The 26,587-nt window shown below is 72.7% G+C and carries 20 protein-coding genes; 14 read left to right on the top strand and 6 right to left on the bottom strand.

Features of this window, described 5'->3' with window-relative positions; translation table 11 throughout:
• Positions 1 to 46: 46 nt before the first annotated feature.
• Positions 47 to 1,438: a sensor histidine kinase gene (locus tag ACQPZG_RS09260; RefSeq protein ID WP_433545352.1), complete on the top strand. Its 1,392-nt coding sequence runs from the start codon at positions 47 to 49 to the stop codon at positions 1,436 to 1,438.
• Between the two features lie 93 nt (positions 1,439 to 1,531).
• Here the strand turns inward: ACQPZG_RS09260 and ACQPZG_RS09255 are convergent, their stop codons facing one another.
• Positions 1,532 to 2,530 carry a TAXI family TRAP transporter solute-binding subunit gene (locus ACQPZG_RS09255; protein WP_433545351.1) on the bottom strand — a complete coding sequence of 333 codons (999 nt, stop codon included), beginning with the start codon at positions 2,528 to 2,530 and terminating at the stop codon, positions 1,532 to 1,534.
• Between the two features lie 94 nt (positions 2,531 to 2,624).
• On the opposite strand from ACQPZG_RS09255, the gene miaB reads away from it, so the two are divergent.
• Together miaB and ACQPZG_RS09245 are read left to right on the top strand one after the other, a co-directional pair.
• Positions 2,625 to 4,109, top strand: coding sequence for a tRNA (N6-isopentenyl adenosine(37)-C2)-methylthiotransferase MiaB (gene miaB / locus ACQPZG_RS09250; RefSeq protein WP_433545350.1), 1,485 nt, complete (start codon positions 2,625 to 2,627; stop codon positions 4,107 to 4,109).
• A 111-nt stretch (positions 4,110 to 4,220) separates the two neighbouring features.
• On the top strand, positions 4,221 to 4,928 hold the full coding sequence (locus tag ACQPZG_RS09245) for a class III extradiol dioxygenase subunit B-like domain-containing protein (protein ID WP_433545349.1): 708 nt from the start codon (positions 4,221 to 4,223) through the stop codon (positions 4,926 to 4,928).
• A gap of 138 nt (positions 4,929 to 5,066) precedes the next feature.
• Here ACQPZG_RS09245 and ACQPZG_RS09240 read toward each other — a convergent pair whose 3' ends face one another.
• Positions 5,067 to 5,315, bottom strand: a complete 249-nt coding sequence (locus ACQPZG_RS09240) for an antitoxin (protein ID WP_433545348.1) — start codon at positions 5,313 to 5,315, stop codon at positions 5,067 to 5,069.
• A 52-nt stretch (positions 5,316 to 5,367) separates the two neighbouring features.
• Positions 5,368 to 5,643 carry a hypothetical protein gene (locus ACQPZG_RS09235; RefSeq protein WP_433545347.1) on the bottom strand — a complete coding sequence of 92 codons (276 nt, stop codon included), beginning with the start codon at positions 5,641 to 5,643 and terminating at the stop codon, positions 5,368 to 5,370.
• Positions 5,644 to 5,823: 180 nt separating this feature from the next.
• Here ACQPZG_RS09235 and miaA point away from each other — a divergent pair, with 180 nt between their 5' ends.
• From miaA to hflX, 6 genes are all read left to right on the top strand, one after another.
• Entirely contained in the window at positions 5,824 to 6,762 is a 939-nt protein-coding gene (gene miaA / locus ACQPZG_RS09230) for a tRNA (adenosine(37)-N6)-dimethylallyltransferase MiaA (RefSeq protein WP_433545346.1), read from the top strand.
• A gap of 106 nt (positions 6,763 to 6,868) precedes the next feature.
• Positions 6,869 to 7,348: a hypothetical protein gene (locus ACQPZG_RS09225; RefSeq protein WP_433549328.1), complete on the top strand. Its 480-nt coding sequence runs from the start codon at positions 6,869 to 6,871 to the stop codon at positions 7,346 to 7,348.
• Positions 7,349 to 7,433: 85 nt separating this feature from the next.
• Positions 7,434 to 8,330, top strand: a complete 897-nt coding sequence (gene dapF / locus ACQPZG_RS09220; protein ID WP_433545345.1) for a diaminopimelate epimerase — start codon at positions 7,434 to 7,436, stop codon at positions 8,328 to 8,330.
• Positions 8,331 to 8,492: 162 nt separating this feature from the next.
• The gene (locus ACQPZG_RS09215; RefSeq protein ID WP_433545344.1) at positions 8,493 to 10,682 is read left to right on the top strand and encodes a RelA/SpoT family protein; all 2,190 of its coding nucleotides are present in this window, start codon (positions 8,493 to 8,495) and stop codon (positions 10,680 to 10,682) included.
• Between the two features lie 101 nt (positions 10,683 to 10,783).
• The gene (locus ACQPZG_RS09210) at positions 10,784 to 12,256 is read left to right on the top strand and encodes a M1 family metallopeptidase (protein ID WP_433545343.1); all 1,473 of its coding nucleotides are present in this window, start codon (positions 10,784 to 10,786) and stop codon (positions 12,254 to 12,256) included.
• 246 nt (positions 12,257 to 12,502) lie between these two features.
• Positions 12,503 to 13,981, top strand: coding sequence for a GTPase HflX (hflX, locus tag ACQPZG_RS09205; RefSeq protein ID WP_433545342.1), 1,479 nt, complete (start codon positions 12,503 to 12,505; stop codon positions 13,979 to 13,981).
• Positions 13,982 to 14,174: 193 nt separating this feature from the next.
• On the opposite strand, the gene ACQPZG_RS09200 is transcribed toward hflX, so the two are convergent.
• Together ACQPZG_RS09200 and ACQPZG_RS09195 are read right to left on the bottom strand one after the other, a co-directional pair.
• Entirely contained in the window at positions 14,175 to 15,365 is a 1,191-nt protein-coding gene (locus ACQPZG_RS09200) for a trypsin-like serine peptidase (protein ID WP_433549327.1), read from the bottom strand.
• 123 nt (positions 15,366 to 15,488) lie between these two features.
• Complete coding sequence (locus ACQPZG_RS09195; protein ID WP_433545341.1) at positions 15,489 to 16,712, bottom strand: trypsin-like serine peptidase; 1,224 nt, start codon at positions 16,710 to 16,712, stop codon at positions 15,489 to 15,491.
• A 321-nt stretch (positions 16,713 to 17,033) separates the two neighbouring features.
• Between ACQPZG_RS09195 and ACQPZG_RS09190 the strand changes: the two genes are divergently transcribed.
• The 5 genes from ACQPZG_RS09190 (at position 17,034) to ACQPZG_RS09170 (ending at position 25,407) form a co-directional block, all read left to right on the top strand.
• The gene (locus tag ACQPZG_RS09190; protein ID WP_433545340.1) at positions 17,034 to 18,539 is read left to right on the top strand and encodes a diaminobutyrate--2-oxoglutarate transaminase family protein; all 1,506 of its coding nucleotides are present in this window, start codon (positions 17,034 to 17,036) and stop codon (positions 18,537 to 18,539) included.
• Positions 18,540 to 18,581: 42 nt separating this feature from the next.
• Complete coding sequence (locus tag ACQPZG_RS09185; protein WP_433545339.1) at positions 18,582 to 20,531, top strand: IucA/IucC family protein; 1,950 nt, start codon at positions 18,582 to 18,584, stop codon at positions 20,529 to 20,531.
• 69 nt (positions 20,532 to 20,600) lie between these two features.
• Positions 20,601 to 21,416, top strand: coding sequence for a GNAT family N-acetyltransferase (locus ACQPZG_RS09180; RefSeq protein ID WP_433545338.1), 816 nt, complete (start codon positions 20,601 to 20,603; stop codon positions 21,414 to 21,416).
• 122 nt (positions 21,417 to 21,538) lie between these two features.
• Positions 21,539 to 23,386, top strand: a complete 1,848-nt coding sequence (locus tag ACQPZG_RS09175; RefSeq protein WP_433549326.1) for an IucA/IucC family protein — start codon at positions 21,539 to 21,541, stop codon at positions 23,384 to 23,386.
• Positions 23,387 to 23,424: 38 nt separating this feature from the next.
• Positions 23,425 to 25,407 (top strand): ATP-dependent DNA helicase, encoded by a 1,983-nt coding sequence (locus tag ACQPZG_RS09170; protein WP_433545337.1) that lies wholly within the window; start codon positions 23,425 to 23,427, stop codon positions 25,405 to 25,407.
• Between the two features lie 64 nt (positions 25,408 to 25,471).
• On the opposite strand, the gene lexA is transcribed toward ACQPZG_RS09170, so the two are convergent.
• Complete coding sequence (lexA, locus tag ACQPZG_RS09165) at positions 25,472 to 26,257, bottom strand: transcriptional repressor LexA (protein WP_185026713.1); 786 nt, start codon at positions 26,255 to 26,257, stop codon at positions 25,472 to 25,474.
• Positions 26,258 to 26,587: the final 330 nt, after the last annotated feature.

Below are 26,587 nucleotides of genomic sequence, written 5' to 3'. Positions count from 1 at the left end.
CCCGCCGGGCGCCCCCGGTGCCGCCCAGGCCCCGTAACGACTCTCCGTGCGCACCCGCCTCCTTCCGCTCCTCCTCATCCTGCTCTCGGGCATGCTGATCGCCTTCGGCTTCCCGCTCGCCGTACGGGAAGCCGCCGGGCAGCAGCAGCACGTGGTCGTCGACCGGATCGACGACACCGCGCGCTTCGCCGCCCTCGCCCAGTTCGTCACCGAGCGCACCGCCGCCAGGAACGAGCGCCGTGACACCCTGATGGCCGAACTCACCCGCTACCACGAGGTCTACGGGATCCAGGTCGGCGTCTTCTACCGCGACGGCGGAGCGATGGCCGCCGCCCCGGGCCACTGGACCGTCGAGGAGGCGGGCGAACCCGGCAAGGATGCGTTCCAGGAGGCCCTCGCCGGGCGCCGCAGCCACGACCCGCCGCAGGTCTGGCCCTGGCAGAAACACACCCTCGTGGTGGCCTCGCCGGTCGTACGGGACGGCGACGTGATCGCCGTGGTGGTCACCGACTCGCCCACCGGACAACTGCGTACGCGCATCCTGCACGACTGGCTGCTCATCGCGGCCGGCGAGTTCGCCGCGCTCTTCGTGGCGATCGGCGCCGCGTACCGGCTGACCGGTTGGGTGCTGCGCCCCGTGCGCGTGCTGGACGCGGCCACCCACGGCATCGCGACCGGCCGGATGAACTCCCGGGTCGCGCCCTCCGGCGGCCCTCCCGAACTGCGGCGCCTGGCGCGCTCGTTCAACGAGATGGCCGACAACGTCGAGGACGTCCTGGAGCAGCAGCGCGCCTTCGTCGCCGACGCCTCACACCAGCTGCGCAATCCGCTCTCCGCGCTCCTCCTGCGCATCGAGCTCCTGGCCCTCGAACTCCCCGAGGGCAACGAGGAGATCGCCTCCGTACGGACCGAGGGCAAGCGCCTCGCCCGCGTCCTCGACGACCTCCTGGACCTGGCGCAGGCCGAACACGCGCCCGCCGACCTCCAGTTGACCGACCTCGGTGAACTGGCCACCGAACGGGTCGCGGCCTGGTCCCCGCTCGCCGACGACAAGGGCGTACGCCTGCGGCGCAGCGGGCCCGAAGCGGTCACCGCCTGGGCGGACCCGGTGGCGCTCTCCAGTGTCCTGGACGCGGTGATCGACAACGCGGTCAAGTTCACGCCCGCCGGGGAACGGGTCACCGTCGAGGTCGCCACCGACGGCGACACCTGCACCGTCGTGGTCGCCGACGGCGGCCCCGGCCTCACCGAGGACGAACTCACCCGGGTCGGGGACCGGTTCTGGCGCAGCAGCCGCCACCAGAACATCAAGGGCTCCGGTCTCGGCCTGTCCATCTCCCGCGCCCTGCTCCTCGCGGGCCGGGGCACGATCCGGTACGAGGCGAACGAACCCCACGGACTGCGCGTGACGGTCTCCGTCCCGCGAACGGCACCCTGAGGACGAGGACAGGGACGACCGGACGGCCCGGACGGCCCGGACGGCCCGGACGGCCCGGACGGCCCGGGGGCCCGGGGCGGCCGGTGCCGACTACTAGGGCTTGGCCGACCGGTAGTAGCGCGCCGCGCCCTCGTGCAGCGGCAGCGGGTCGGTGTAGATCGCCGTCCGCAGATCGACCAGCTGCGCCGCGTGCACCTGCCGGCCGATCCGGTCCCGGCTCCCGATCACCGTCCCGGTGAAGCGCTTCGTCAGCTCAGAGTCGGTGCTGTCCCGGGTCACCAGCAGGTTCGCCACCGCGATCGTCGGCACGGCCTCCTGGTTGCGCACCTTGGCGTAGGCGTCGGGCGGCATCACCGCCGACCGGTAGTAGCGCGCCGTGTCGTCCGGACTCTGCAAGGCCTCCACCAGCTCCGGGCCGAGCGGAACCAGCCGTACCGGCATGCGCTCCGACAGATCCCGCACTGCGCTGGTCGGCAGTCCGCCCGACCAGAAGAAGGCGTCGATGGCGCCCGACTCCAGCCGCCCCGGCATCGTGTCGATCCCGATCGACACCGGCTCCACGTCCCGCTCGGGGTCGAGCCCGGCGGCCTCCAGCAGCCGGTTCGACACCAAGCGCACCCCGGAGCCTGCCTGCCCCACGGCGACCTTGCGGCCCCGCAGGTCGGCCACGGAGCGTACCTTCGAGCCCTCGGGCACCACCAGCTGCACGTAGTCGTCGTACAACCGGGCGCATCCGCGCAGCCGCTCCGCACCCGGCCGCCCGTGCCGTTGGTACGTCGCGACGGCGTCGGCGGTGGCCACCGTGAAGTCGGCCTCCCCGGACACGACCCGGGCCAGGTTCTCCTGCGAACCCTCGCTGGTGCGCAGCGTCACCCCCAGTTCGGGCATGTCCTGCCGCAGCGCCTCTTCGAGCAGGGCGCCGTAGCGCTGGTACACCCCGGTCGGCACCCCCGTGCTGAAGGTGATCGCCCCCTTGGGCGTCGGCGGCCCCGACGGCAGCAGCCACCACAGCAGCAGTCCGCCCACCGCCAGCAGGGCCACTGCCCCCTGGAGGGCACGACGGCGTCCGATGCGGCGCAGGAGGGCAGGCATGACGGTGATCCTGCCAGCTCACCGCCCCCGCCGACCAGAGCGGAGGACCGCGCGACGCCCCGGCGGCCGGCCGCCCCGTACCCTGGTGGGCGAGATGAGCGAGAAGACATACGAGGTGCGCACCTACGGGTGCCAGATGAACGTCCACGACTCCGAGCGCCTGTCGGGCCTCCTGGAGGGCGCGGGATACGTCCGCGCACCCGAAGGGGCCGACGGTGACGCCGACGTCGTCGTCTTCAACACCTGCGCGGTCCGGGAGAACGCCGACAACAAGCTGTACGGCAACCTCGGACGGCTCGCGCCGATGAAGACGAAGCGGCCCGGCATGCAGATCGCCGTGGGCGGCTGTCTGGCACAGAAGGACCGCGACACCATCACCAAGCGGGCCCCCTGGGTCGACGTCGTCTTCGGCACGCACAACATCGGCAAGCTGCCCGTGCTGCTGGAGCGCGCCCGCATCCAGGAAGAGGCACAGGTCGAGATCGCCGAGTCGCTGGAGGCGTTCCCCTCGACGCTGCCCACGCGCCGCGAGAGCGCCTACGCCGCGTGGGTCTCCATCTCCGTCGGCTGCAACAACACCTGCACCTTCTGCATCGTGCCCGCGCTGCGCGGCAAGGAGAAGGACCGCAGGACCGGCGACATCCTCGCCGAGATCGAGGCCCTGGTCGCCGAGGGCGTCTCCGAGATCACCCTGCTCGGCCAGAACGTCAACGCGTACGGCTCCGACATCGGCGACCGCGAGGCGTTCAGCAAGCTGCTGCGCGCCTGCGGGACGATCGAGGGACTGGAGCGGGTCCGCTTCACCTCGCCGCACCCGCGCGACTTCACCGACGACGTGATCGCCGCGATGGCCGAGACGCCGAACGTGATGCCGCAGCTGCACATGCCGCTCCAGTCCGGCTCCGACGCGATCCTGAAGTCGATGCGCCGCTCCTACCGGCAGGAGCGCTTCCTCGGCATCCTGGACAAGGTGCGCGCCGCGATGCCCGACGCCGCCATCTCCACCGACATCATCGTGGGCTTCCCCGGCGAGACCGAGGAGGACTTCGAGCAGACGATGCACACGGTCCGCGAGGCCCGCTTCGCCAACGCCTTCACCTTCCAGTACTCCATCCGCCCCGGCACGCCCGCGGCCACCATGGACAACCAGATCCCCAAGGAGGTCGTCCAGGAGCGCTACATGCGCCTGGTCGCCCTCCAGGAGGAGATCTCCTGGGAGGAGAACAAGAAGCAGGTCGGGCGCACCCTGGAGGTCATGGTCGCCGAGGGCGAGGGCCGCAAGGACGGAGCGACCCTGAGGCTCTCCGGCCGCGCCCCCGACAACCGGCTCGTCCACTTCACGAAGCCCTCGCAGGAGGTGCGTCCCGGTGACGTGGTGACCGTCGGGATCACCTACGCCGCCCCGCACCACCTGCTCGCCGAGGGCGAGACCACGGCGGTGCGCCGCACCCGGGCCGGCGACGCCTGGGAGAAGCGCAACGCCCAGCCGCAGCAGGGTCCCGGCGTCCTGCTGGGCCTGCCGAAGATCGGCGTGCCGGAGCCGCTGCCCGCCGCCACGGGCGGCTGCGCCGTCAACTGACCGTACGGGTGGGGGAAGTCGCCGGGGCCGCTCGTGTCGCCACGGCCTCCCCGCCGGTATGCGGCCGACGGCCCGGCGGGGGCGCCCGCCCACCGCGTTAGGCTGCCGGACATGCTCGTAGCCGCCGCCGTATGCCCCTGCCCGCCGCTGCTCGTACCCGAGGTCGCCGCCGGCGCCGCGCCGGAGCTCGACGTCGCGCGCCGCGCCTGCGCGGACGCGCTGGGAGTGCTCGCCGCGGCCCGGCCCGACCTGCTCGTGGTGGTCGGACCGGCCGGGCCCGAGGGCCGAGGGCCGCACCCGCAGGGTTCGCGGGGGGACTTCCGCGGATTCGGCGTGGACCTCCAGGTGCGGCTCGGCAACGGCGAAGCGGCCTCGGAAGGCGCCCTTCCGCCGTCCTTGTCGCTGGCTGCCTGGCTCCTCGGCCGTACGGGCTGGTCCGGGCCCCTGGAGGGGCTCGGCGTGGGCGAGGACCTGCCGGCCGCCCGCTGTGCCGAAACCGGCCGGGAGCTGGCCGGACGGGCGGACCGGGTGGCCCTCCTGGTGATGGGCGACGGCAGCGCCTGCCGCACCCTGAAGGCGCCCGGCTACCTCGACGAACGCGCCGCGGGCTTCGACGCCGAAGCGGCCCGCGCGCTGGGCGCCGCCGACACCGCCGCCCTGCTCGCGCTGGACGAGGAACTCGCGTACGGCCTCAAGGCCGCGGGCCGCGCCCCCTGGCAGGTGCTCGCGGGCGCCGCGGACGGGGCGGGCATGGCCGGGCAGCTGCTGTACGAGGGCGCTCCGTACGGAGTGGGGTACTTCGTCGCCGCCTGGACGTGAGGACGGGGCCGGTGACTCGCCGGAGGCGGCCCACGGCTGCCTCGCGGAAACCTCGGGGCGCAGGCGGCCCCCGGGTACGGGAACGGCCGCGGAACCGAAGAGGTTCCGCGGCCGTTCCCGTACCCGCCTGTCAGCCCGTCAGGAGGACTTCGGCGGCGGCGGCGGAGTGCCGCCGTCGTCCTTCGTGGAGAGGCGGTCCAAGGCGTCCTTGGCCTTGCCCGTTCCCGTCTGGATCTGGTTGCTGTACTTGCCCTTGGTCTTGGAATCGACGGCCCGAGCGGCCTTGTCGAGGCCCTGCTCGATCTTGCCCCCGTGCTGTTGCGCGAGGTCCGCGGCCTTTTCCTTCGCCGGGGCCAGCTTGGCCTTCACATTGTCCAGAAAGCCCATGGGGCACCTTCCCTCGGGGGACTCCTGGGTTCCGGTCCCACGGGACCGCAACCTAGGTGCGGGCGGTTTCGCCCACCTCATTGTCCGCTGCCTTCGCCGCGGACGGCTGCCCGGGGATCTCCGCGTCCTCCGTGGCGGCGGGCTCGGAGGACGCGGCCGTCTCCGTGGCGGCCTTCGCGTCGGCCTCGTCGTCGGCTTCGGCGGTCTTCGGCTCGGCGGTCACGGGTTCCGCGGTGGCGTCGGCGTCCGGAGCGGGGGTCTGCTCCTCGCCGGTCGGCGCCTCGGCGGATTCCTTCGGCTTGCGGCGAAACATCGCAAAAATATCCATTACCACTCCATACCGTACTCGTGTGGGCGAAATGCCGCGCCGTCCGGTGCGTCCCATTGCGCCGCCCGGAGACGCCGGTCCGAGAACCGGCGCGCGGAACCTCGCAACAGGAACGACCCCGCACGCGCCTCGTCACGTCGCTCGTTCGGGGAAGCGCCGTGGGTTTGCGAGACTTGGCCGGTGAGAACTGCAGCTCCCGCACCGCGGGTCATCGCCGTCGTCGGTCCCACCGCGGCCGGGAAGTCCGATCTGGGCGTCGCCCTCGCCCGGCATTTCGGCGGCGAGGTCGTCAACGCCGACTCCATGCAGCTCTACCGGGGGATGGACATCGGCACCGCCAAGCTGACGCCCAGGGAGCGCGGCGGGGTCCCGCACCACCTCCTCGACATCTGGGACGTCACCGTCACCGCGAACGTCGCCGAGTACCAGCGGCTCGCCCGCAAGGAGATCGACCGGCTGCTCGCCGCGGGACGCACCCCGGTCCTCGTCGGCGGCTCGGGGCTGTACGTCAAGGGCGCCATCGACGTCATGGAGTTCCCCGGCACCGACCCCGAGGTCCGCGCCAGGCTGGAGGCGGAACTCGCCGAGCAGGGCCCCGGAGCCCTCCACCTGCGGCTCGCCGCGGCCGACCCGGGAGCGGGCCGCGCGATCCTCCCCAGCAACGGCCGCCGCATCGTCCGGGCGCTCGAAGTGATCGAGATCACCGGCCGCCCCTTCACCGCCCACCTGCCCGCCCACCGGTCGGTCTACGACACCGTGCAGATCGGCGTCGACGTCGCCCGCCCCGAACTCGACGAACGCATCACCACGCGGGTGGACCGCATGTGGGAAGCGGGGCTGGTGGACGAGGTGCGCGCCCTGGAGGCGCAGGGCCTGCGCGAGGGCCTCACGGCCTCCCGTGCGCTGGGGTACCAGCAGGTGCTGAGCGCCCTCGCCGGCGACTGCACGGAGGAGGCGGCGCGGGCCGAGACGGTGCGCGCCACGAAGCGGTTCGCGCGCCGCCAGGACTCCTGGTTCCGCCGCGATCCCCGGGTCCACTGGCTGAGCGGCGCGGCCGAGCACCGTGCGGAACTTCCGCACCTCGCGCTGGCGTTGCTCGAACGAGCGGTCACAGCCTGATCACGTGATGGCATCGGGACGCCCCGCCCGTCATTCCGGTGCCCGCGCGCGTGCCATCATCGAGCTTCGATCGACCGTTGGAGTCCGAGTGGGAGGGCGCGTGGCGATGGAGGCCGGCCCTCGCGACAGAGCACAGGAAGAACCGGAGCGGTTGAGTCCTGACGGGCCCGAAGACCAGTCCCTGACACCGGGAGAGCTGCCCGACGCCCCGGAGGTTCCCGAGGTCCCCGGACTGCCGGAACCCGAGGCCGAGGTCGAGGTGGAACTGCGTCCGCAGCGCCGGCTGCGGATCTGGCAGCTCGCCCCCATCGTGACGCTCGCCGCCATCGGGTCGCTGATGTTCGCGTTCCCGCTGGCGTTCCAGATCGGCGACGGCGGTGCGGTCGTCGCCATGCTCGGTCTGTTGATCAGCGGCTGCGCGGTGGGCTGGGGGATGACCGCCGCACGCCGCGTCGGCTACACGTGGCCCGGCCTGCCCGCCCGGGGCTCCGGCGCACGCACGGACTGGCGGGTGGCCGCGCTCTACGCGGTGGTGTGCGTGATGCTCGTCGCGCTGGCCGTCTGGCGCGTCGCCCGGCTCCGCTGAGCAGGCCGCTCCGGCTGCCGCGGACGGTCCAGCCGCCGACCGGGCCGGAGATCGTTTGTCGTACCCGGCCCGTACGATGGATCCCGTGACCACCGCACCCGCCGCCCCCGCACCGATCGCCTTCCTCAAGGGCCACGGCACCGAGAACGACTTCGTGATCGTTCCCGACCCGGACAACGCCCTCGACCTGCCCGCGGCCGTCGTCGCCCGGCTGTGCGACCGCCGGGCCGGCATCGGCGGCGACGGCCTGCTGCACGTCGTACGGTCCTGCGCGCACCCCGACGCGCGGGCGATGGCCGACCGGGCCGAGTGGTTCATGGACTACCGCAACGCGGACGGCTCGGTGGCCGAGATGTGCGGCAACGGCGTACGGGTCTTCGCCCGCTACCTCCAGTACGCGGGCCTGACCGACGCCGGCGACCTCGACATCGCCACCCGTGGTGGCGTCAAGCGCGTCCACCTCCACAAGAACGGCGACGTCACCGTCTCGATGGGGCGCGCGGTCCTCGCCGGCGCGGACGTCACCGTCTCCGTCGGCGACCGCACCTGGCCCGCCCGCAACGTCAACATGGGCAACCCGCACGCGGTGGCCTTCGTCGAGGACCTGGCGCACGCCGGCTCCCTGTACGACCCGCCGGCGTTCAGCCCGGCCGCCGCCTACCCCCAGGGCGTGAACGTCGAGTTCGTCGTCGACCGCGGCCCGCAGCACGTCGCGATGCGCGTGCACGAGCGCGGCGCGGCCGAGACCCGGTCCTGCGGAACCGGCGCGTGCGCCGTCGCCGTGGCCGCCGCCCGCCGGGACGGCCACGACCCGGCCGTCACGGGGAGCCCCGTCACGTACACCGTCGACGTCCTCGGCGGGCGTCTGGTGATCACCGAAACGCCGGACGGCGCGATCGGGATGAGCGGCCCGGCGGTGATCGTCGCCGAGGGGCACATCGACCCCTCGTGGCTGGGACCGATCGAATTCCGTGGCGCGTAGTTCTTCGCTCGAACGGGTGATCCGCTTCACTCCGGGCGGGACCCGGTCAGCACCGCGTGGTGGGCTCGGTAGCATCAAGCACCGGCCCGGACGGGACACTCCCGACGAAGGCAGGGGGAGTCACCACCCGCCCACCGCCGGTCGAGGCTGCCGGAGGTGCCCATGAGTGCAGAGGCCACCAATCCCAACAGTGTGTCCCCGGAGATCCGTCCGCCGGCCCAGCCGGCGGCGCTCCAGCGGGCCGCACAGAGCCGCAGGCGCGGCCGACACAGGATCGACCTGCGCCGGCTCGGCAGGGCCGCCCTGCTCGGTCACGCCGCCCGCGGCCGCACCCCCGACGCGATCGCCCATGTGGCCGAGGCCCACCGCGCCCACCATCCGGACGCGGACCTCTCTCTCCTCAGCCGGGCCTACGTCCTCGCCGAGTCGTCCCACCGCGGACAGATGCGCAAGAGCGGCGAGCCGTACATCACGCACCCGCTCGCCGTCACCCTGATCCTGGCCGAGCTGGGCGCCGAGACCACCACCCTGACCGCGTCCCTCCTGCACGACACGGTCGAGGACACCGACGTGACCCTCGATCAGGTGCGCGAGCAGTTCGGCGACGAGGTGTGTTTCCTGGTCGACGGCGTCACCAAGCTGGAGAAGGTCGACTACGGAGCCGCCGCCGAGCCCGAGACCTTCCGCAAGATGCTGGTCGCCACCGGCAACGACGTACGCGTGATGTCCATCAAGCTGGCCGACCGGCTGCACAACATGCGCACCCTCGGCGTGATGCGCCCCGAGAAACAGGCCCGCATCGCCAAAGTCACCCACGACGTCCTCATCCCGCTCGCCGAACGCCTCGGCGTGCAGTCGCTCAAGACCGAGCTGGAGGACCTCGTCTTCGCGATCCTCCAGCCCGAGGAGTACGCCCGCACCCGCACCCTGATCGACGACAACGCCGCGCACGGCGACCCGCTCGCCCCGATCGCGGAGAACGTCCGCGGCGTCCTCAAGGAGGCGGGCATCACCGCCGAGGTCGCCGTCCGGCCGCGGCACTCCGTCTCCGTGCACCGCGTCTCCGTCAAGCGGGGCGCACTGCGCGGCACGGACTTCGGCCGGCTGCTCGTGCTGGTGGCGGAGGACGCCGACTGCTATGCCGTCCTCGGCGAGCTGCACACCTGTTTCACCCCGGTGATCTCCGAGTTCAAGGACTTCATCGCCTCGCCCAAGTTCAACCTGTACCAGTCGCTGCACACCGCCGTCGCGAGCGGCGGCGGAGCGGTCGCCGAGGTGCTCATCCGCACGCACCAGATGCACAAGGTGGCGGAAGCGGGCGTCGTCGCGCTCGGCAACCCCTACGCACAGCCGGACCCCGCCGAAACCGCGTCGGACGGCGAGCGGATCGACCCCACCCGGCCCGGCTGGCTCTCCCGGCTCCTCGAATGGCAGGAGGCCACCCCCGACCCCGACGCCTTCTGGACGTCGCTGCGCGCCGACCTCGCCCAGGACCGCGAGATCACCGTCTTCCGCTCCGACGGAGGCACCCTCGGGCTGCCCGCAGGAGCGAGCTGCGTGGACGCCGCGTACGCCCAGCACGGCGAAGAGGCACACGCCTGCATCGGGGCCCGCGTCAACGGCCGCCTGGCCACCCTCAGCACCGTCCTGCGCGACGGCGACAGCGTGCAGCTGCTGCTGGCCCACGACGCGACCTCCGGGCCCTCGCCCGACTGGCTCGACCACGCCCGCACCCCGGCCGCGCGCATCGCCATCGCGAGCTGGCTCGCCGACCCCTCGACCGCGCACGACGCGGGGCCGCCGAAGGCCGCAGGAGCGGACGCGCAGAGCCCCGGGACCCCGCCGGACGCCCCGACGTCGCCGGGCGCGCCGACGGGCGGCGACAGCGCCCTGCGGGCCGCACCGGAGAACGCGGTCACCGACCTGCCGGACACGAGCGTGCGGATGGCTGGATGCTGTACGCCCGTACCCCCCGACCGGGTACTCGGCTTCGCCGTCCGCGGCGGCGTCGTCACCGTCCACCGCGAGGGCTGCGCCGCCGTGGCCCGCATGCGGGCCCTGGGGCGCGCACCGGTCGCGGTGCACTGGCAGGACACCGCGGACTGCCGGGTCACGCTGATCGCCGAGTCCTTCGGCCGGCCCCACCTGCTCGCCGACCTCACCGAGGCCATCGCCACGGCCGGCGCCGAAGTCGTCTCCGCCACCGTCGAGCCGCCCACGGAACAGCGGGTGCGGCACACGTACACGCTGCAGCTCCCGGACGCCACCGGGCTCCCCGCGCTCATGCGCGCCATGCGCGAGGTCGCCGGGGTCTACGACGTCAGCCGCGCCCAGCACCCCGCGACCGCCTGAGCCGCCCACGAGCACGGCGCGCGGGTCCGCGCGCCCCTCGTTCGGGTGGCCCGGTGCGCGCCGTCCCCACCGCCGGGTGCCCGCGCTGATAGCGGTGGTCCATGCTGCTCACCTCCCGGCGCCTGCGGGCCGCCCTGCTGGCCGCCGCCTCCCTCTCCCTCGTCGGAGCCGTCCTGCCGCCGCCCGCCCCCCTCGGCATCGGCGACCCGCTCTTCCCGTACCTCGGCAACCCCGGCTACGACGTCCTCTCGTACGACATCGCCCTCACCTACAGCGGGGACAACAGCAAGCCGCTGGACGCCGTGACGAAGATCGAGGCGCGCGCCACGGACGACCTGGAGCGCCTCAACCTCGACTTCGCGCACGGCACCGTCCGGTCGGTCGAGGTGAACGGCGCACGGGCGACGTTCACCACCGTCGGCGAGGACCTGGTCGTGACCCCCGCGCAGAAGGTGCGGGAGGGCAGGCGCGCGCACCTCACCGTCAGACACACCAGCAACCCCGTCGGCAACACCGCCGACGGCGGCTGGGTGCGTACCGGCGACGGACTGGCCATGGCCAACCAGGCCGACGCCGCGCACCGAGTCTTCCCCTGCAACGACCACCCGTCGGACAAGGCGTACTTCACCTTCCGGGTGACCGCGCCCAAGGACCGCACGGTCGTCGCCAACGGACTGCCCGCCGCGCCCCGACGGGCGAACGGGCGCAGCGACGCGGCGGACACCACCACCTGGACCTACCGCACCCGCCACCCCATGGCCACCGAACTCGCCCAGGTGTCGATCGGGAGGTCCGCCGTGCTGCGCCGCACCGGCCCGCACGGACTGCCGGTGCGGGACGTGGTCCCGGCGGCCGACGTCAAGGTGCTGGAGCCGTGGCTGAAGAAGACTCCCGAGCACCTCAGGTGGATGGAGGAGCGCATCGGGCGCTACCCCTTCGAGACGTACGGAGTGCTCGTCGCGGACGCCAGCACCGGCTTCGCGCTGGAGACGCAGACGCTCTCGCTCTTCGAGCGCTCCCTGTTCACCCGCACCGGCTACCCGCGCTGGTACGTCGACTCGATCATGGTGCACGAGCTGGCACACCACTGGTTCGGCAACAGCGTCTCGCCCCGCTCCTGGTCCGATCTGTGGCTCAACGAGGGTCACGCGACCTGGTACGAGGCGCTGTACGCGGACGCGCACCGCCCCCTTGAGCAGCGCATGAAGGACGCGTACACCCGGTCCGACGCGTGGCGCAGCACGGGCGGGCCCCCGGCCGCCCCCCGGCAGGCCGAGCCCGGCCACAAGATCAGCATCTTCCGGCCGGTGGTGTACGACGGCAGCGCCCTGGTGCTGTACGCCCTGCGCCAGGAGATCGGTGCGACGGCCTTCGAGAAGGTCGAGCGGCGCTGGGTGAGCGAGCACCGCGACTCGGTGGCCGCCACGGAGGACTTCGTGCAGTTGGCCTCCGACGTGTCGGGACGCGACCTGTCCGGCTTCTTCCGGCAGTGGCTGTACGCGAAGAGGACGCCGCCGATGCCCGGCCACCCGGACTGGCGGAGCGCGGCGGTCGCAAGCGCCGGGAAGGGCTGAGACCCGCGGTGTGCGACCGTCGCGGAAGCGGTGCGGGAGCCGGTAAACCCGTGTGACGACCGGGCCGTGCCGTGCGACCATCATCGGGTCGACGGCACGGCCGGGCGGAAAAGTTTTCGAGTTCCTTCGGGAATCATCCGCAACCGTCACGCGTTGTGACTGTCGACGGAAGTTTTCGGATCCCTCCCGTACGGGCACGGGGAGCCGGGCTTCCCGACCTCCACCTCACCACGACGTAAGGATCCAATGACTCCCTCCACTTCTTCCCCTTCCACGAACGACAACATCACAGACAGCCTGCGGGCCGATGCCCTGATGGAAGAGGACGTCGCCTGGAGCCACGAGATCGACGGAGAGCGGGACGGCGAGCAGTTCGACCGTTCCGAGCGGGCCGCGCTGCGACGCGTCGCGGGCCTCTCCACCGAACTTGAGGACGTCACCGAAGTCGAGTACCGGCAGCTGCGCCTGGAGCGCGTCGTGCTGGTCGGTGTGTGGACCTCGGGGACCGCCCAGGACGCGGACAACTCGCTCGCGGAACTCGCCGCGCTCGCGGAGACGGCCGGAGCCCTGGTGCTCGACGGCGTCGTACAGAGGCGGGACAAGCCGGACCCCGCGACGTACATCGGCTCCGGCAAGGCCATGGAACTGCGGGACATCGTCCTGGAGACCGGCGCCGACACCGTGGTCTGTGACGGTGAACTCAGCCCCGGCCAGCTCATCCACCTCGAAGACGTCGTCAAGGTCAAGGTGGTCGACCGGACCGCGCTGATCCTCGACATCTTCGCCCAGCACGCCAAGTCCCGGGAGGGCAAGGCGCAGGTCGCTCTCGCGCAGATGCAGTACATGCTGCCGCGACTGCGCGGCTGGGGTCAGTCGCTCTCCCGTCAGATGGGTGGCGGCGGCGGTGGCGGCATGGCCACCCGTGGTCCCGGTGAGACCAAGATCGAGACCGACCGGCGGCGGATCCGCGAGAAGATGGCGAAGATGCGCCGGGAGATCGCGGAGATGAAGACCGGCCGCGACCTCAAGCGCCAGGAACGCCGCCGCAACAAGGTGCCCTCGGTCGCCATCGCCGGGTACACCAACGCCGGCAAGTCCTCGCTGCTCAACCGTCTGACGGGCGCGGGCGTGCTGGTGGAGAACGCACTGTTCGCCACCCTCGACCCGACCGTGCGCCGTGCCGAGACGCCCAGCGGGCGGCTCTACACGCTGGCGGACACCGTCGGATTCGTCCGGCACCTGCCGCACCACATCGTCGAGGCGTTCCGCTCCACCATGGAGGAGGTCGGCGACTCCGACCTCATCCTGCACGTGGTGGACGGCTCGCACCCGGCGCCGGAGGAGCAGCTGGCCGCCGTGCGCGAGGTGATCCGGGACGTCGGGGCCCTTGACGTGCCGGAGATCGTCGTGATCAACAAGGCGGACGCGGCCGACCCGGTCGTCCTCCAGCGGCTGCTGCGCATCGAGAAGCACGCCATCGCGGTCTCGGCCCGCTCCGGTCAGGGCATCGATGAACTCCTGGAGCTCATCGACCGCGAACTGCCGCGCCCCTCGGTCGAGATCGAGGCGCTCGTGCCGTACATCCAGGGCGCGCTGGTCTCGCGGGCGCACGCCGAGGGCGAGGTGATCTCCGAGGAGCACACCGAGGAGGGCACCCTGCTCAAGGCGCGGGTGCACGCGGAACTGGCCGCGGAGTTCGAGACGTTCGCCCCGGTCGCGCACTGAGGCGCACGCGTGTGACCGCGTCGGTGCCGCCCACGGCCTGACACGGCCGAAGGCCCGTATCTCCACGGCGGAGGTGCGGGCCTTCGGCTTTGCCGCGGCGGACCGGCGGCCGCGGCGGACCGGTGGCCGTGCGGGTGAGCGGTCATGCGGGCGAGCGGTCGTGCGGAGGCGCGGAGGCGCGCGCCAGGGTGCGTCAGCGGCGGCTGAACTTCTTGCTCGTCGCCGTGTAGAGCTGCTGTGCGCCCGCGCCCAGCCGCGGTCCGGCCAGCCAGCCGTGCGTGACGGGGCCGATGGAGGTGTTGGACACCAGTGCGAGATCGCCGCCGGGCCTCTTGGCGAACCAGCCGCCGCCCGAGGAGCCACCGGTCATGGAGCAGCCGATGCGGTGCATGGGGGGCGTGTTCGGGCCGACCGAGAAGCGGCCAGGCCGGTCGACGCACTTGTGCATGATCACGCCGTCGTACGGGGGAGCCGCCGGGTACCCCCAGGCGCCCATCGCGCCGATCCGGCGGGTGTCGGGGGCGCCGAAGTTCACCGATATCGCGGTGCCGACCGTCTCCTCCAGGGACTTGCCGCCGCGCTCGGGCTTCACGTGCAGCACCGCGTAGTCGTGCGCCGCGCCGGTGCCGCCGGTCGGCCCGCCGCCGCGGATCCACTCGCCGGAGGTCGCCGCCCAGTCGGCCCAGTACACGCCGTACGGGTAGTGCTCCCGGGCCGGGGCGTTGCGCAGCGCGGCCGGGGACCTGCCGTTGTTGTTGTACGCGGGGGCGAAGACCAGGTTGCGGAACCAGCCGCCCGCGCCCCCGGCGTGCACGCAGTGGCCGGCGGTCCACACCAGGTTGGACCGCCCCGGGTTGTTGACGTCCTTGATGACGGTCCCGGAACAGACCATGGGGCCCTTGGGGGAGTCGAAGAAGAGCTTCCCGACCGGGGCGCCGTGCCTGGTGTACGGAGTCTTCTCGCGCACGGCCTGCACCGGGCGCGGCACCGGGTCGGAGACGCTCTGGCCGGCGGACAGGTCGCCGGCCGCCATCGTCCGCGCGGGGTCCTGGGCGGACCGCATCCGCTCCGGGTTCCACAGGCCCTCGATGACCGGGTTGACGAAGTCCTGGGCCTCCCGCAGCCAGGTGTCCCGGTCCCAGTTCTTCCACGCGCCGTTCCGCCACTCCTCGGGGTCGACGCCGTGCTTCTTCAGCTTGTCGGCGAGGTCCTGGGGAAGCGCGAGGTCTGCGCCGCTCTTGTCCGTGGCGGGCGTCGGCGTGGCGGGCACGGGCGCGGACGGCGTGCCGGCGGCCTTGTCCTCGGCGGGGCCGCAGGCGGTGACGGTGAGCGCGAGGGCCGTGGCGAGGCCCACGACGGCAGGCAGCGGTCGTGGCGTACGTATGGAGCGCATGGAAGATTTCCCCCCGGGTGCTTCGAATGTGTCATGAGCGTGTCAGATGCAAGGTCGGGTGCGGAACGCGGCAGGGCCTCCGAACGCGTGCTCCGGAGGCCCTGCGCGCTGCCGCTACTTCTTGCCGGCCCTGTCGTAGATGGCCTTCGCCTCGGCGCCGAGCCGCGGGCCGGCCAGCCAGCCGGCCGAGACCGGACCGATCGAGGTGTTGGAGACGAGCGCGGGCTTGCCGTCCGCGCCCTGAGCCACCCAGCCGCCGCCGGACGAACCGGCGGTCATGGTGCAGCCGATCCGGTACATGGTCGGCTGCGCGGGTTTGATGGCGAGCCGTCCCGGCGTGTCCGCGCACTGGAACATGCGCTCGCCGTCGAAGGGCGGAGCCGCCGGGTAGCCGGTGGCCTGCACCTGGGCGATCTGCGACACGGCCGGCGCGTTGAACTCCACCGCAAGGGCCGATCCGACCGTCTCCTCCAGGGACTTGCCGCCGGCGCCCTCCGGCGTGACGCTCAGCACCGCGAAGTCGTACGGAGCCCCCGCCCCGCCGGTCGGCCCGCCCTGGGCGATCCACTGGTCGGACGTGAGCGCCGCCTTGGCCCACCACACCCCGTACGGGGCGACCTGCTCGCGCGCGGTCGTCTTGGAGACCGGCTTCGCCTGGTCGTTGTACGACGGGACGAAGGCGATGTTGCGGAACCAGCCGCCCTTGGCACCCGCGTGCACACAGTGGCCGGCCGTCCACACCAGGTTGGACCTGCCCGGACGCTGCGGATCCTTGACGACCGTGGCGGAACAGGCCATCGAGCCCTCGGGGGAGTCGAACAGGAGCCGTCCGGCCTCCGGAGCGGTGGAGTGGTACGGGGCCTTCGCCGCCCGCGCGGGGAGACGGGCGGGCACCGGGTCGGTGACACCGGCGTCGCCCGAGATGTCATTGGCGACCGGCTGCTTGGGCGGCTTCTCCGCCTCCTTCATGCGGTCCGGGTCCCACAGGCCCGCGATGATCGGATTGACGAAGTCCTCGGCCTCGCGCAGCCAGTCGTCCTTGTTCCAGTTCTTCCACTCGCCGCCCTTCCACTTGTCCAGGTCGATCCCGTGCTCCTTGAGCCGGTCCTTCAGATCGTCCGGGATCGTGATCTTGCCGTCGGCGGAACCGCCCGTCGCGCCCGAGGGATCCGTGGCCGCGTTCGTCGGCGTACCGGCGGCATCGTCCTCGCTGGGGCCGCAGGCGGTCGCGGTCAGGGCGAGCGCAGCGACGAGGCCGACGGCGGACAGCAGGGGTGCGCTTCTCCGACGGGCGCTCCTCCCACGTGGCGCGGGGCGGCTCGGGCGTATGGGTCGCATGTCTTGATCCCCCTGGGACTTCGAGCGTGACGGGTCAGGCAGTTGCGGCGACGGAAACAGGTGGGGCGGGCGGAACGATGGTGCGCGTGCGGCCGGTGCGGTGCGGGACCGTACGGCGGATGTGCGGCCCCCACTATGCCGGTGCCCTGGGGGACGGCCAACGGCAGGGCCACGGTTCCGAAGGCGGAAGGATCTTCCGATTTGCCCGTGATCCTTCGGGGGCACTGTCGTTGGTACGTACGAGGAACACCGGGACGGCGTACGGCCCCGCGGGGCCGTACGCCTCCGTACGCACATGCACCAGGGGGAGGACCAGCAGTCGTGGCCGTGACCGAACCTGCCCGGTCGGCGGAACCCGCCGACCGGCCGCCTGCCGACGGACCGGCCGCCGACCGGCCCACCGTCGCCCACGAGGGCATCCTGCGACGGCAGTCGCTGCGCGAGTCCGCCGCCAGGACCTACGCACGGTCGTTGCCCGTCGTCCCCGTGCGGGCCCGCGGTCTGACGATCGAGGGAGCGGACGGGCGGCGCTATCTCGACTGCCTGTCGGGCGCCGGGACGCTCGCGCTCGGGCACAACCACCCGGTGGTCCTCGAAGCGATCAAGAAGGTCATCGACTCCGGCGCGCCCCTGCACGTCCTGGACCTGGCGACGCCGGTGAAGGACGCCTTCACCACGGAGCTCTTCGCGACGCTCCCGCGCGGCCTCGCCGACGACGCGCGGGTGCAGTTCTGCGGACCGGCCGGGACGGACGCCGTCGAGGCCGCGTTGAAGCTGGTGCGCACGGCCACCGGGCGCAGCGGCCTGCTCGCCTTCACCGGGGCGTACCACGGGATGACCGCCGGAGCGATGGACGCCTCGGGCGGCGCCCCGGACGTACGGGTGACGCGGCTGCCCTACCCCTACGACTACCGCTGCCCCTTCGGGACCGGCGGCGGACACGGTGCGGAGCTGTCCGCCCGGTGGACGGAGAACCTGCTGGACGACCCCAAGGGGGGAGTGCCGCAGCCCGCCGGGATGATCCTCGAACCCGTGCAGGGGGAGGGCGGGGTGATCCCCGCCCCCGACGACTGGCTGCGGCGGATGCGGCAGATCACCGCCGACCGGTCGATTCCGCTGATCGCCGACGAGGTGCAGACGGGCGTCGGCCGCACGGGCACGTTCTGGGCGGTCGAGCACAGCGGGATCGTGCCCGACGTCATGGTCATGTCCAAGGCCATCGGCGGCAGCCTTCCGCTGGCCGTGATCGTCTACCGCGGTGAACTGGACGCCTGGCGGCCCGGCGCGCACGCGGGGACCTTCCGGGGCAACCAGCTCGCCATGGCCGCCGGTGCGGCCACCCTCGCGTTCGTACGGGAGAACGCGCTGGCAGACCGGGCCCGCGTGCTCGGGGCACGCATGCTCGGCCGGTTGCGACAACTGGCCGCCGCGCATCCGGTCATCGGCGACGTACGGGGGAGGGGCCTCATGCTGGGCGTCGAACTGGTCGACCCGGAGGGCGGTCCGGGACGCGTGCCCGCGCCGTCGCCCGCCACCACCGGGCCCCTCATCCCCGCCCCCGCGCCCGCCTCCCCCGCACTCGCGGCCGCCGTGCAGCAGGAATGCCTGCGCCGCGGCCTGATCGTCGAGGTCGGCGGACGGCACTCCGCCGTCGTACGGCTGCTGCCCCCGCTCACCCTCACCGACGAACAGGCGGAGGCCGTCCTGGACCGGCTCGCCGACGCACTGGCGGCCGCCGAGCGCGCCCCCCACCGCGCGGGCCGGCACAGCCAGGGAACGAACCCCCGGGACACGTACACCCGGGAACCGACCGGGACGACGTGCTGAAGCCGGTCGGCACCGGAACGACAACCTCACAAGGAAGCCCCCGTGAACCCCACACCCGCACCCGACACCTTTGAGGACAGCCCCCCGGACGACCCCGCCGTCCAGTCCGTCGGCCCCCGGGCCGGGGCGCCCGCCGGGACGAGCGCGGAAAGGACCGACCCCGCGGTCGACGCGGAGCCGGTGACCGTCCCCCGGCAGAAGTCCCCGGCACGCGGGGAACACCACGCCCCGGAAGCCGGCCGGGACCGCTCCGGGCCGGACCCCCTCGACGACCCCGACCCGCAGAGTGCGGCGGACTCCGCCACCGTCGAGAACCTCCTGCGCTGCTGGGTGCGGGAGAACGACCTGCCGCGCCCGGCCGGGCACACCCTGCGCCTTCCGCTCGGCAACAGCGGCACCGCCCTGCTCGTACCCGTCCGGTACTGGTCACCCTGTGGCTGGCACCGCTTCGGCCCGACCGTTCTGGAGAGCGGGCCCCGGGACGCCCCGCCGGTCGATGCGGTCACCCTGGCGGCCCTTCTGGGCAGGGAGGCGGACGGCGGCGGAGCCGTCCGTGGCGAAGGCGCCGACCTGGTCGGCCGGGTCGCCGACTCGGTGCGCCGCACCGCCGGGTTCATCGCCGCACGCCGCCGCGACCCCGGGCCCGCCGACGGCGCCGACCTCTTCCTCACCGCCGAGCAGTCCCTGCTGCTCGGTCACCCCACCCACCCCACCGCGAAGAGCCGTGAGGGCCTTTCGGAAGCGGAAGCACGCCGCTACTCACCGGAGCTGCGGGGATCCTTCCCGCTGCACTGGATGGCCGTCGACCGGTCCGTGCTCGCCCAGGAGTCCGCCTGGACCGAGCGAGGCCGCACCGTCGCGGCCGACGTGCTCGTCTCCCGTATGGCCGCGGGCCTCCGGTTTCCCGAGGGCACGGCGCCGCTGCCCCTCCACCCCTGGCAGGCGCGCGAGCTGGCCCTGCGGCCGACCGTGGCCGCGCTCCTCGACGAGGGACTGCTGCACGACCTCGGCCCGTACGGCGACCGCTGGTTCCCCACCTCTTCGGTGCGCACCGTGCACCGACCGGGCGCCGCGGCGATGCTCAAGCTCTCACTGGGCGTACGCATCACCAACTCCCGCCGCGAGAACCTCCGCAAGGAACTCCACCGGGGCGTCGAGGTGCAACGCCTGCTGCGCGGCGGACTCGCCGAGGAATGGCACGCCGCCCACCCCGGGTTCGACATCGTCCGCGACCCGGCCTGGCTCGCCGTCGACGACACCGAGGGCGCTCCCGTGCCCGGCCTGGACGTCGTGCTGCGGCACAACCCCTTCGGCCCCGACGACGACGCCGTCTGCGTCGCCGGGCTCACCGCGCCCCGCCCCTGGCCGGGCCGCGACGGCATGCACTCCCGGCTCGCCGACCTGGTGGGGCGCCTCGCCGCCCGTACCGGAAGGCCCGCCGGAGCCGTGTCCGCCGAGTGGTTCCTGCGCTACCTCGACCAGGTCGTACGACCGGTGCTCTGGCTCGACGGGCAGGCCGGCGTCGCCCTGGAGGCGCACCAGCAGAACACCCTGGTGCTGCTCGACGGCGACGGCTGGCCCGTCGGCGGCCGCTACCGAGACAACCAGGGCTACTACTTCCGCGAGTCCCGCCGCGAAGCCCTCGAAGCGCGTCTGGCGGGCATCGGCGCCCACAGCGACACCTTCGTCGCCGACGACGTCACCGACGAACGCTTCGCCTACTACCTCGGCATCAACAACGTCCTCGGCCTGATCGGGGCGTTCGGCGCACAGCGCCTCGCCGACGAACGCGTACTGCTCGCGGCACTGCGCCAGTTCCTCGGCAAGGCCACCGGCCTCGGATCGGCCCTGCCCGCCCAGCTCCTGGAAGCGCCGACGCTGCGCTGCAAGGCCAATCTGCTGACCCGGCTGCACGGTCTGGACGAGCTGGTCGGCCCGGTCGACACCCAGTCCGTCTACGTCACCATCGCCAACCCCCTCCGCCCCCGCTGACCCCGTCCCCGACCCCGCCCTCGCGTCCCCGTCGCCCTTTCCGTCCCTGCTGAGAGGAGAGCGCCCGCCGTGCCTCCCACCGATGCGCACACCGCCCCAGGATCCGACACGGGGGTCGCTGCGGCCCCCTGCGCGAACTCCGACAACGAGGAAACCCTCGAACTGCGGCTGCCCGACGAGTTCGTCGCCCTCTTCGGAGGCGGCAGCGCGGCCGGACCCGAAACCGGAGCCCCGGACGAAACGGGAACCAGAACCGGGACTCCCGAGGGAGACCGGTCCCGCCCGGCGAGGGAGAACACCCCGGCCGGAGCGGACCTCCTCGACTTCGTCGCCCACTGGCGGCCCGCCCCGACCCCGGTCGGCACCTTCCGGCTCGTCCCCGTGCGCCCCGAGCACGACCTGTCCCTCGTCAGCGGATGGATGAACGATCCGGCAGTCGCCGCCTTCTGGGAACTCGCGGGCCCCGAGGAGGTCACCGCCGCCCACCTGCGCGGCCAACTCGACGGCGACGGGCGCAGCGTCCCCTGCCTCGGTCTCCTCGACGGCGTCCCCATGAGCTACTGGGAGATCTACCGCGCCGACCTCGACCCGCTGGCCCGCCACTACCCGGCCCGCCCGCACGACACCGGCATCCACCTCCTGATCGGCAGCGCCGCCGACCGGGGGCGCGGCCTGGGCACCCTGCTCCTGCGCGCCGTCGGCGACCTCGTCCTCGACCACCGGCCGTCCTGCGCGCGCGTCGTCGCCGAGCCGGACCTGCGCAACACCGCGTCCGTGTCCGCCTTCCTCAAGGCCGGGTTCCGCCTCTGCGCCGAGGTCGACCTCCCCGACAAGCGCGCCGCACTCCTGATGCGCGACCGCCTGCACCGCCCCCGCGCCGCCTGACCCCCCGTACGACCTGCTGCTCCAAGAACACCGCTCGTTCCGCATCGGTCCCGCCCCGAGGAGTCACCGTGTCGAAGCCGGTCCCTGCCCCCGCCACCACCGCCGGCCCCACCTCCGCGCCCGTGCCCGCCCAGGCCGCGACCCCCGCACCGGACCGGCCCGGCTCCGCGCCGGCCGCGGCCGTTCCGCCGGAACTCACCGCCGCGACCTGGGACCGCGCGAGCCGACGGCTGCTCGCCAAGACCCTCGGCGAGTTCGCGTACGAGGAGATCATCGAGCCGACTCGCACGGCCGACCCGGCCACCCCGGAGGGACACCTCCACACGGTCGGCCTCGACAACGGCGAGATACTGTCCTTCCGCGCCCGCCGCGGTTCCTACGGCAGCTGGCAGGTCGCCGCGGACACCGTCGAGGTCCGCGACGAGGCTGGCGGTCGCCGTCCCTTCCACGACCCCGTGCGGTTCCTGGTCCTGGCCCGGCGACTCCTCGCCCTCGACGGCGCCACCCTCGGTCACCTCGTCCGCGAACTCACCGCGACCCTCGCCGCCGACGCGCGACTCGACCACACCGCACTCCCCGCGGCCCGCCTCGCCGACCTCGGCTACGCCGAACTCGAAGGCCATCAGACGGGTCACCCCTGGCTCGTCCTCAACAAGGGCCGCGTCGGCTTCTCCGCCCGGGACGCCACCGCGTGGGCCCCCGAAGCGCGCGCCCCCGGGCGCCTGCCGTGGATCGCCGTCAGCACCGCGCTCGCCCGCTACCGTGGCGTCCCCTCCCTCGCCGACCCCGAGCAGCTGTACGCCGGAGAACTCGACGCCGCCACGCGCGCGTGCTTCGACTCCGCACTCCGCGACCGGGGGCTGGACCCGGCCTCGTACCTCTACCTGCCCGTGCACCCCTGGCAGTGGGACGAGGTGGTCCTGCCGCTCTTCGCACCCGCCGTCGCACGCGGTGAGATCGTCCCGCTGCCCGCCGACGGCGACCTGCGGCTGCCCCAGCAGTCCATCCGCACCTTCCTCAACGTCAGCCGGCCCGACCGGCACACGGTCAAGCTGCCGCTGTCCGTCCTGAACACCCTCGTCTGGCGCGGCCTGCCCACCGAGCGCACCGTCGCCGCGCCCGCCGTCACCGCGTGGGTGCAGGGGCTGTACGAGGCCGACGCGTACCTCAAGGAGGAGTGCCGCGTCGTCCTGCTCGGCGAGGTCGCCTCCGTGGCGGTCGAACACCCCGTCTACGACCACCTCCCCGAAGTCCCCTACCAGTACCGGGAACTCCTCGGCGCGATCTGGCGCGAGCCGCTGGACCGCCGCCTGGACCCCGGCGAGCGCGCCCGCACCCTGGCCGCCCTGCTGCACACCGACCCGTGCGGCAGGGCCCTCACCGCCGAACTGGTCGCCCGCTCCGGCCTGGACCCGGCCGCCTGGCTGCGCCGCCTCTTCGAAGCGCTGCTGCCGCCCCTGCTGCACTTCCTCTACCGCTACGGCACCGTGTTCTCCCCGCACGGCGAGAACGCCATCGTCGTCTACGACGCGCACGACGTACCGGTCCGGCTCGCGATCAAGGACTTCGTCGACGATGTCAACGTCAGCGCCGAACCCCTGCCGGAACGCGCGGCCATGCCCGAGGACGTGCGCCGCGTCCTGCTCACGGAGCCCGCCTCCTTCCTCCCCCAGTTCATCCAGTCCGGGCTCTTCATCGGCGTGTTCCGCTACCTCGCTCCGCTCTGCGAGTCCCAACTGGGCGTACCCGAAGACACGTTCTGGTCGCTCGTACGCGCGGAGATCCTGCGGTACCAGGCGCGCTTCCCGGAACTGAGGGACCGCTTCGAGATGTTCGACCTGCTGGCCCCCCGGCTGGAGCGGCTCTGCCTCAACCGCAACCGGCTGCACGCCGACGGGTACCGCGACCGTCCCGACCGGCCGCACGCCGCCGTGCACGGCACTGTCCCCAACCCGCTGCACCGGCCGTGACGGCCGTTGTCAGTGGCGCACCGTAGGGTGGTCGGGCTATGACGAAGCCCTCACTCCCCGAGCTCCTCCACGCCGCCGTCGCCGCAGTCGGCGGCGTGGAACGGCCAGGCCAGGTCACCATGGCCGAGGCCGTCGCCGAAGCGGTCGACGACAACTCCCACCTGCTCGTCCAGGCGGGCACCGGCACCGGAAAGTCCCTGGGCTACCTGGTGCCGGCCCTCGCCCACGGCGAGCGCGTCGTGGTCGCCACCGCGACCCTGGCCCTCCAGCGCCAGCTCGTGGAGCGCGACCTGCCGCGCACGGTCGAGGCGCTGAAGCCGCTGCTGCGCCGCACACCGCAGTTCGCCATGCTCAAGGGACGCTCCAACTACCTGTGCCTGCACCGACTCCACGAGGGCGCCCCGCAGGACGAGGAGGACGGTCTCTTCAACCCCATGGAGCAGTTCGATGCCAACGCGCCCAGCAGCAAGCTCGGCAAGGACCTGCTGCGGATGCGCGACTGGGCCGACGAGACCGAGACGGGCGACCGGGACGACCTCACCCCCGGCGTCTCCGACAAGGCATGGGCGCAGGTCTCCGTGTCCTCGCGCGAGTGCCTGGGCGCCAGCAAGTGCGCTTATGGCGCGGAGTGCTTCGCGGAGGCGGCGCGCGAGAGGGCGAAGCTGGCCGACGTGGTCGTCACCAACCACGCGCTGCTCGCCATCGACGCCATCGAGGGCGCCCCGGTGCTCCCCTCGCACGACGTGCTGATCGTCGACGAGGCGCACGAGCTGGTCTCCAGGGTCACCGGGGTCGCCACCGGCGAGCTCACTCCGAGCCAGGTCAACCGGGCGGTCCGCCGCGCCGCGAAGATCGTCAACGAGAAGGCCGCGGACGCGCTGCAGACCGCCTCGGACAGTTTCGAGCGGGTGATGGAGCTCTCCCTGCCCGGCCGCCTGGAGGAAATTCCGGAGGACCTCGGGTACGCGCTGATGGCGCTCCGCGACGCCTCCCGCACCGTCGTGTCCGCCCTCGGCTCGACCCGGGACAAGTCCGTCACCGACGAGGACGCCGTCCGCAAGCAGGCCCTCGCCATGATCGAGAACATCCACGGCGTCGCCGAGCGCATCGCCAACGGCTCCGAATGGGACGTCGTCTGGTTCGAACGCAACGAACGCTACGGAACGGCGTCCCTGCGCGTCGCCCCGCTCTCCGTGTCCGGTTTGCTGCGCGAGAAGCTCTTCACCGAGCGCTCCGTCGTCCTGACCTCGGCCACCCTCAAACTGGGCGGGGACTTCAACGGCGTCGCCGCCTCGCTGGGCCTGGCCCCCGAGGGGCAGCAGGGCGAGGACCTGCCGGTGTGGAAGGGCCTGGACGTCGGCTCGCCCTTCGACTATCCCAAGCAGGGCATCCTGTACGTCGCCAAGCACCTGGCACGCCCCACCCGCGACGCCGGGCGCGAGGACATGCTCGACGAACTGACCGAGCTGATCGAGGCCGCGGGCGGGCGCACCCTCGGCCTCTTCTCCTCGATGAAGGCCGCCCAGACCGCGGCGGAAGCCCTGCGTGGCCGGCTCGACATGCCGATCCTGCTCCAGGGCGAGGACACCCTCGGCGAGCTGATCAAGAACTTCGCCGCGGACCCGCAGACCTGCCTCTTCGGCACGCTCTCGCTGTGGCAGGGCGTCGACGTACCGGGAGCGAGCTGTCAGCTCGTCGTCATGGACAAGATCCCGTTCCCCCGCCCCGACGACCCGTTGATGAGCGCCCGGCAGAAGGCGGTCGAGGAGAACGGCGGCAACGGCTTCATGGCGGTCGCCGCGACGCACGCGGCCCTGCTGATGGCCCAGGGCGCGGGCCGTCTCGTCCGTGCCACCGGCGACAAGGGAGTGGTCGCGGTGCTGGACCAGCGCCTGGCCACCGCGCGCTACGGGAGCTACCTGAAGGCTTCCATGCCCGATTTCTGGTACACCGTCGACCGCAACCAGGTGCGCCGCTCGCTCGCCGCGATCGACGCCGCGGCCAGGGCCGGAGAGAAGTGACGTACGGGTGGGGCCCCGGAACCTTCGCGGTTCCGGGGCCCCACCCGTACGGTCGCCCGAGGCGTCAGACCCGTCGCAGTACCGCGACGACCTTGCCGAGGATGGTCGCTTCGTCGCCGGGGATCGGCTGGTAGGCGGCATTGTGCGGCAGCAGCCAGATGTGGTTGTCCTCGCGCTTGAACCGCTTGACCGTGGCCTCGCCGTCCAGCATCGCGGCCACGATGTCGCCGTTCTCCGCGACCGGCTGGCGGCGTACCGTCACCCAGTCGCCGTCGCAGATCGCGGCCTCCACCATCGAGTCGCCGACCACCTTGAGGACGAACAGCTCGCCGTCGCCCACCAGCTGCCGGGGGAGCGGGAAGACGTCCTCGACGGACTCCTCGGCGAGGATCGGCCCGCCGGCCGCGATCCGGCCGACCAGGGGAACGTACGAGGCGGCGGGCTTGCCGGTGGTGTCGGTGGTCTGGGTGCTCGGCTGGTCGGAGCCGCGCACCTCGTACGCCCGGGGGCGGTGCGGGTCCCGGCGCAGGAAGCCCTTGCGTTCGAGCGCCATCAGCTGATGGGCCACGGAGGAGGTGCTCGACAGGCCCACCGCCTGACCGATCTCGCGCATGGACGGCGGATATCCCCGCCGCTGCACGGAGTCCCTGATGACCTCGATGACCCGCCGCTGCCGGTCCGTGAGACCGGAGCTGTCCGCCCTGATCCCGGGAGGTCGGCCGGGCAGCGAGCGTGTGGGCTTGCCGCCGTCGGGGTTCGTGGCTGCGTCGTTCATGGCATGCACCGGCTCAAGTCGGCCCTGGGAGCGGTCCTGGGCGGCGATCGTGGCACTGTCTGCGGTGGTCGTCATGGTCGGCCCCTCTCGAATGGTCTCCCTGACCGGACAACGGTAGTAGCTTTCGAAAGGTTGCGCCAAACACACGTTCGAGTGAAAAACTGTGGAATGCCTGCACTATTCGTACGGATGGGTGTATAGGCGCGGCGTCGGTGGTGTTTTCCCGCAGTACCCCCGAACGGCAATTCGGTTCATTACGGTAACCTCCTTCGTCGGGTCGAAAGCCGCTCGAAGGGCCCGGTGGCCGTGCGAGCGCTCTCGGCGCGCTCGCGCCGCACCCTCCGCCGCGGTTTCCGCTGGGCCGTCCGGGGCACCGGAAGTCCGTACCGCCCGCCGCGTCCCGTA

The sequence above is a fragment of the Streptomyces sp. CA-294286 genome (genome assembly GCF_050947155.1).
In the GTDB taxonomy this organism is placed as follows: domain Bacteria; phylum Actinomycetota; class Actinomycetes; order Streptomycetales; family Streptomycetaceae; genus Streptomyces.
Note: the sequence above shows the minus strand (reverse complement) of the source record. Positions and strands in the feature narration are given on the sequence as shown.

Coding starts and splice junctions, on each gene's coding strand:
- ACQPZG_RS09235 (WP_433545347.1), bottom strand. CDS start 5,643: ATGGATATTTTTGCGATGTTTCGCCGCAAGCCGAAGGAATCCGCCGAG.
- ACQPZG_RS09245 (WP_433545349.1), top strand. CDS start 4,221: ATGCTCGTAGCCGCCGCCGTATGCCCCTGCCCGCCGCTGCTCGTACCC.
- miaB (WP_433545350.1), top strand. CDS start 2,625: ATGAGCGAGAAGACATACGAGGTGCGCACCTACGGGTGCCAGATGAAC.
- lexA (WP_185026713.1), bottom strand. CDS start 26,257: ATGACGACCACCGCAGACAGTGCCACGATCGCCGCCCAGGACCGCTCC.
- ACQPZG_RS09210 (WP_433545343.1), top strand. CDS start 10,784: ATGCTGCTCACCTCCCGGCGCCTGCGGGCCGCCCTGCTGGCCGCCGCC.
- ACQPZG_RS09240 (WP_433545348.1), bottom strand. CDS start 5,315: ATGGGCTTTCTGGACAATGTGAAGGCCAAGCTGGCCCCGGCGAAGGAA.
- ACQPZG_RS09255 (WP_433545351.1), bottom strand. CDS start 2,530: ATGCCTGCCCTCCTGCGCCGCATCGGACGCCGTCGTGCCCTCCAGGGG.
- ACQPZG_RS09170 (WP_433545337.1), top strand. CDS start 23,425: ATGACGAAGCCCTCACTCCCCGAGCTCCTCCACGCCGCCGTCGCCGCA.
- ACQPZG_RS09195 (WP_433545341.1), bottom strand. CDS start 16,712: ATGCGACCCATACGCCCGAGCCGCCCCGCGCCACGTGGGAGGAGCGCC.
- ACQPZG_RS09225 (WP_433549328.1), top strand. CDS start 6,869: ATGGAGGCCGGCCCTCGCGACAGAGCACAGGAAGAACCGGAGCGGTTG.
- ACQPZG_RS09215 (WP_433545344.1), top strand. CDS start 8,493: ATGAGTGCAGAGGCCACCAATCCCAACAGTGTGTCCCCGGAGATCCGT.
- hflX (WP_433545342.1), top strand. CDS start 12,503: ATGACTCCCTCCACTTCTTCCCCTTCCACGAACGACAACATCACAGAC.